Source organism: Streptomyces sp. NPDC054863, from assembly GCF_053610825.1.
In genome coordinates this window covers 1-5,305 of sequence record NZ_JBSGZD010000411.1, presented here as the reverse complement: position 1 = coordinate 5,305, position 5,305 = coordinate 1, and the positions used below count along the sequence as shown (strand labels likewise).

5 protein-coding genes are annotated in these 5,305 nt (G+C 71.8%); 2 read left to right on the top strand and 3 right to left on the bottom strand.

Annotated features, from left to right (window positions below; translation table 11 throughout):
* Positions 1 to 36: 36 nt before the first annotated feature.
* The gene (locus tag ACWGIG_RS36530) at positions 37 to 846 is read right to left on the bottom strand and encodes a purine-nucleoside phosphorylase (protein ID WP_453326024.1); all 810 of its coding nucleotides are present in this window, start codon (positions 844 to 846) and stop codon (positions 37 to 39) included.
* A 124-nt stretch (positions 847 to 970) separates the two neighbouring features.
* Positions 971 to 1,408: a gamma-glutamylcyclotransferase gene (locus ACWGIG_RS36525; protein WP_453326023.1), complete on the bottom strand. Its 438-nt coding sequence runs from the start codon at positions 1,406 to 1,408 to the stop codon at positions 971 to 973.
* Between the two features lie 287 nt (positions 1,409 to 1,695).
* Here ACWGIG_RS36525 and ACWGIG_RS36520 point away from each other — a divergent pair, with 287 nt between their 5' ends.
* Both ACWGIG_RS36520 and ACWGIG_RS36515 read left to right on the top strand, forming a co-directional pair.
* Positions 1,696 to 3,135 (top strand): NAD(P)H-quinone dehydrogenase, encoded by a 1,440-nt coding sequence (locus ACWGIG_RS36520; RefSeq protein WP_453326022.1) that lies wholly within the window; start codon positions 1,696 to 1,698, stop codon positions 3,133 to 3,135.
* A gap of 171 nt (positions 3,136 to 3,306) precedes the next feature.
* Complete coding sequence (locus tag ACWGIG_RS36515; protein ID WP_453326021.1) at positions 3,307 to 4,287, top strand: DeoR/GlpR family DNA-binding transcription regulator; 981 nt, start codon at positions 3,307 to 3,309, stop codon at positions 4,285 to 4,287.
* Here ACWGIG_RS36515 and ACWGIG_RS36510 read toward each other — a convergent pair.
* Entirely contained in the window at positions 4,284 to 4,877 is a 594-nt protein-coding gene (locus ACWGIG_RS36510) for a TetR/AcrR family transcriptional regulator (RefSeq protein WP_453326025.1), read from the bottom strand. The genes ACWGIG_RS36515 and ACWGIG_RS36510 overlap by 4 nt on opposite strands.
* Between the last annotated feature and the right edge of the window lie 428 nt (positions 4,878 to 5,305).

Below are 5,305 nucleotides of genomic sequence, written 5' to 3'. Positions count from 1 at the left end.
GGGAGGCCCAGCCTCCCGCCGCACCCGCCAGATCCGCTAGATCCGCTCCAGCACCCGCGCCAGCAGGCTGCCCATCCGGGCGGCGCTGTCGCGACCCGCCTGGAGGACCTCCTCGTGGTTCAGCGGCTCGCCCGAGAGCCCGGCGGCCAGGTTCGTGACGAGAGAGATGCCGAGGACCTCCGCACCCGCCTCACGCGCCGCGATGGCCTCCAGCACCGTGGACATGCCGACGAGGTCGCCGCCCATGACGCGGACCATGTTGATCTCGGCCGGGGTCTCGTAGTGCGGGCCGGGGAACTGGACGTAGACGCCCTCCTCCAGGGTCTCGTCCACCTCCTTGCACAGGGCGCGCAGGCGCGGCGAGTACAGGTCCGTGAGGTCGACGAAGTTCGCGCCGATGATCGGCGAGGCGGCCGTCAGGTTCAGGTGGTCGCTGATCAGGACCGGCTGGCCGGGGCGCATGCCGTCGCGGAGGCCACCACAGCCGTTGGTGAGGACGACCGTCTTGCAGCCGGCGGCCACGGCGGTGCGGACACCGTGCGCGACGGCGGCGACGCCACGGCCCTCGTAGAAGTGCGTACGTCCGAGGAAGACCAGCGCGCGCTTGTCGCCGATCTTGTACGAGCGGATCTTGCCGCCGTGTCCTTCGACGGCCGGGGGCGGGAAGCCGGGCAGGTCGGTGACCGGGAACTCGGCCTCGGCCTCGCCGAGGGCGTCGACCGCGGGAGCCCAGCCGGAGCCCATCACGAGGGCGACGTCATGGGTCTCGGCGCCGGTCAGCTCGCGCAGGCGAGCGGCCGCGGCGTCGGCGGCGGCCTGGGGGTCCGAAATAACAGATGCGTTCACGCGGAAGAGGGTAGCCGGTCCAGCCCTACGCGCGTAGATGTCACGGCGGACGGCAATGGGATTGTTGCCTTGGAGATTCCGACGAGAGCAGTTCCACGCCTTGGCGGGGGCGCTGGTGGGAGCCCTAGCAGGGGCGCTTGCGCAGCTCCATCACATAGTCGTGCGGGGCGCCCGCCGACTCGGCCGCGTCGGCGACCTCGCCCAGGTAGCGGGCGGACGGCAGCCCGCCCTCGTACCCGTTGAGGACGTACATCCAGGTGGCTTCCTCGCCGTCCAGGGTGTGGACGCGGACCCTCATGCGGCGGTAGATGTCCAGGCCGACGCCCTCCCACCGGTCCATGGACTCCTCGTCCATCGGAGCGATGTCGTACAGGGCCACGAAGACCTGCGAGCGCGGGGCCTCGACCACGGTGGCGAGCGAGCCCTCCCAGCCCATCTGCTCGCCGCCGAAGGTCAGTCTCCAGTCGTTGAGCCAGCCCGTGCCGCGCAGCGGCGAGTGCGGGGCGCGGCGGGACATCAGCCGCGCGTCGAGGTTGCCGGCGTACGCGGCGTAGAGCGACATGGCTCCGAGGGTACGGGAGCCCCGCCGATCCCGTACGGACGGCAAGGATCTCGTACCGGAAGAGATGAGGGGGCCGGACGGAGGGACTACAACGACCGTCCCGCCCCGCGAGTTCCCGTATGGAGGGCCCCGGGGCGAAGCCCACTCCCGCGTGCGGGACAATGAAGTACGTACTGCACTCCTCCGGGGCGATCCCCCGGAACCCCGGCCGGGGCAGGCAGGACGGGCCGGGCGGAGTCACAGCAGGATCAAGCGAACGACTCAAGCGAACGCGAGGCGGACTTTTCGTGACCCGGATCGTGATCATCGGCGGCGGACCCGGCGGGTACGAGGCGGCGCTGGTGGGCGCCCAGCTCGGTGCAGAGGTGACCGTCGTCGACTGCGACGGACTCGGCGGGGCGTCGGTGCTGACCGACTGCGTACCGTCCAAGACTCTGATCGCCACGGCCGAGGTGATGACGACCTTCGACTCCTCGTACGAGGAGCTGGGCATCCTCGTGGCCGACGACACCCCGCCGGAGGAGCAGTCCGCGCGTGTCGTGGGCGTGGACCTCGGCAAGGTCAACCGGCGGGTGAAGAGGCTCGCGCTCGCGCAGTCGCACGACATCGCCGCCTCCGTGACCCGGGCCGGTGCGCGCGTGCTGCGCGGCCGTGGCCGGCTGGAGGGCCAGCAGGACTCGGACGGCTCGCGGACCGTGGTCGTGACCGCCGCCGACGGGACCGAGGAGCGGCTGACGGCGGATGCCGTGCTGATCGCGACCGGCGGGCACCCGCGCGAGATCCCGGACGCGCTGCCGGACGGCGAGCGGATCCTGAACTGGACGCAGGTGTACGACCTCGACGAGCTCCCGGAGGAGCTGATCGTGGTCGGGTCCGGTGTGACCGGCGCCGAGTTCGCGGGTGCGTACCAGGCGCTGGGCTCGCGCGTCACGCTCGTCTCCTCGCGCGACCGCGTGCTGCCGGGCGAGGACCCGGACGCGGCGGCCGTGCTGGAGGACGTCTTCCGGCGTCGCGGCATGAACGTCATGGCGCGCTCGCGCGCGGCGTCCGCCAAGCGCGTCGGCGACCGGGTGGAAGTGACGCTGGCCGACGGCCGCGTCATCTCCGGCTCGCACTGCCTGATGGCCGTCGGCGCCATCCCCAACTCCGCGGGCATGGGCCTGGAGGAGGCCGGGGTCAAGCTCAAGGACAGCGGCCACATCTGGACCGACCGGGTGTCCAGGACCTCCGCACCGGGTGTGTACGCGGCCGGAGACGTCACCGGAGTGTTCGCCCTCGCCTCCGTCGCGGCGATGCAGGGACGTATCGCCATGTACCACTTCCTCGGTGACGCGGTCGCCCCGCTCGACCTCAAGACGGTCTCCTCCAACGTCTTCACGGACCCCGAGATCGCGACCGTCGGTTACACCCAGGCGGACGTCGACGCCGGCCGGATCGACGCGCGCGGCGTCAAGCTGCCGCTGCTGCGCAACCCGCGCGCCAAGATGCAGGGCATCCGGGACGGCTTCGTGAAGCTGTTCTGCCGCCCGGGCACGGGCATCGTCGTCGGCGGTGTGGTCGTCGCGCCGCGCGCCAGCGAGCTGATCCACCCGATCTCGATCGCCGTCGACAACAGCCTGACGGTGGAACAGATCGCGAAGGCGTTCACGGTCTACCCCTCCCTGTCGGGCTCGCTCGCGGAGGTGGCGCGGCAGCTGCACACGCGCAAGACCGCGGGCGACAGCTGACCGTACGGCGCGCGGACAACCGACCGTACGGCGCGCGGAGTTACCGGCCGGGGCGTGAACTCGCCACCGGCCGGGGGCCGTATACCACTCCAGGCCACTGTTTGCGACCAACTTCTGTTATTCGGCGCAAACTGCTGAAAACTATCGGCCGGTCAGGTTACTGTCAGTTTCGTGTTCGCTGCAGAACGTCGTCAATTGATCCTCGAAATGGTGCGGGCCAACGGGGCGGTTTCGCTCCGTGAGCTCGCCCGCGTCGTCCAGACCTCCGAAGTGACCGTACGGCGGGACGTGCGGGCGCTGGAGGCAGAAGGACTCCTCGACCGCCGGCACGGCGGTGCGGTACTGCCGGGCGGGTTCACCCGCGAATCCGGCTTTCCGCAGAAATCCCACCTCGCGACCGCGGAGAAGACGGCCATCGCCGACCTCGCCGCGGGACTCGTGGAGGAGGGGGAGGCCATCGTCGTCGGCGCCGGTACGACCACGCAGGAGCTGGCGAGACGGCTCGCCCGGGTCCCCGGGCTCACCGTCGTCACCAACTCCCTCCTGGTCGCCCAGGCGTTGGCGCACGCCAACCGCGTCGAAGTCGTCATGACCGGTGGAACCCTGCGCGGTTCCAACTACGCGCTGGTGGGAAGCGGTGCCGAGCAGTCCCTCCAGGGGCTGCGGGTCTCCCGCGCCTTCCTCTCCGGAAGCGGCCTGACCGCCGAACGCGGCCTGTCCACCTCCAACATGCTCTCCGCGAGCGTCGACCGGGCCTTGGTGCAGGCCGCCGCCGAAGTGGTGGTCCTCGCCGACCACACCAAGCTCGGCACCGACACCATGTTCCAGACCGTACCCACGGACGTGATCACCCGGCTCGTCACCGACGAGCCGCCTCCCCACGACGAGCGCGCGGGTACGGAGTTGCAGGCACTCGCCGACCAGGGAGTGCAGATCACGGTCGCGGGACCGGGGGCCGGAGCGTCCGGCTCCGGGGGTGATGGCGTCCCGACGGGGCGTCCGCAGCCCCGCCGGGACATGCCGCTTCCGGGCCAGCGCAGGACCCATCCGGGCGGCCCCGGTTCGCAGTTGCGCAGTGCTGCCTCGCTCGCGGAGCAGCAGGCGCAGTCGCCGGGGGAGCGGGCCAGGGTGGCCGATATGCGCCGCCGCTAGCTCTTTGCGGCGTGTGGCTCGTCGGTACGGGGGCGGAGCCCTCGTACCGCGAGCGACAGCAGCCGGTCGGCCAACTCCGGGTCGTAGGGCGACTGTTCGGCGGCCAGCGCGATCGCGTTGGTGAGCTGCATCAGGTCCCGGATCGGTACGTCGGGACGTACCGCTCCGGACTGCTGGGCCCGTACGAGCAGGGCGGTGCCGGCTTCGCGCATCGGGTTGCTGCAGGCGGACATCGCGGAGGCGCTGCTCTCGGTCCCCGTACCGCTTCCGGACGCCGACATGAGGGCGCGGGCCAGGCCCCGATACTCACCCGCATGAGTGATGATGGCGCGCAGCCAGGTGACGAGGGCCTCGCAGGGGGCCGTCGAGTCCGCCAACTCGTGGGCACGGGCGATCAATTCGTCCACCGCACCCTGGAAGACCGCGCTCATCAGGGCGTACCGGGTGGGGAAGTGCCGGTACAGAGTGCCGATGCCGACGCCTGCGCGGCGGGCGATCTCCTCCAGCGAGGCGTCCGTACCGTGCGCGGCGAACGCGGTCCGTGCTTCGGCCAGCAGCTTGTCGTAGTTGCGGCGGGCGTCGGCACGCATGGGCCGTGTGGGGCGGGGCCCCGGGACGGTGGGGGGACTGGTGGTCGCCATGGATCACAGCATGCCATTGGGAGACGGACCCTTCAGCCCGTCCGACGTTTGAGGACGCGCGGCGCAGCCGTGCACCGGGCGCAGCCCGGAAGGCCGGCCCCCACCGGCGCGAGCGTGTGCGGTCGCGGAGGAGGCGTGCTCCGCGTGGGGGCCGCCCCCTTGCCCACCCGTCCCGCCCCCGGGGGGGTGGGGGGGGCGGCCCCGCTGCCCAAGAGGGCTCGGGGGCCAGGGGCTGGGGGAGGTGGCGTCGGCCCCCCGGAGGGCGGGCTTTCAGGGGCGCGGGGAACTGCGCGACCAGCCACGACGCACCCGCACGACGACCACAGCCCGCCGCAGGCGCGAACGCACCCGCACGTGCCCCGTGCAGAGGCCCCCAC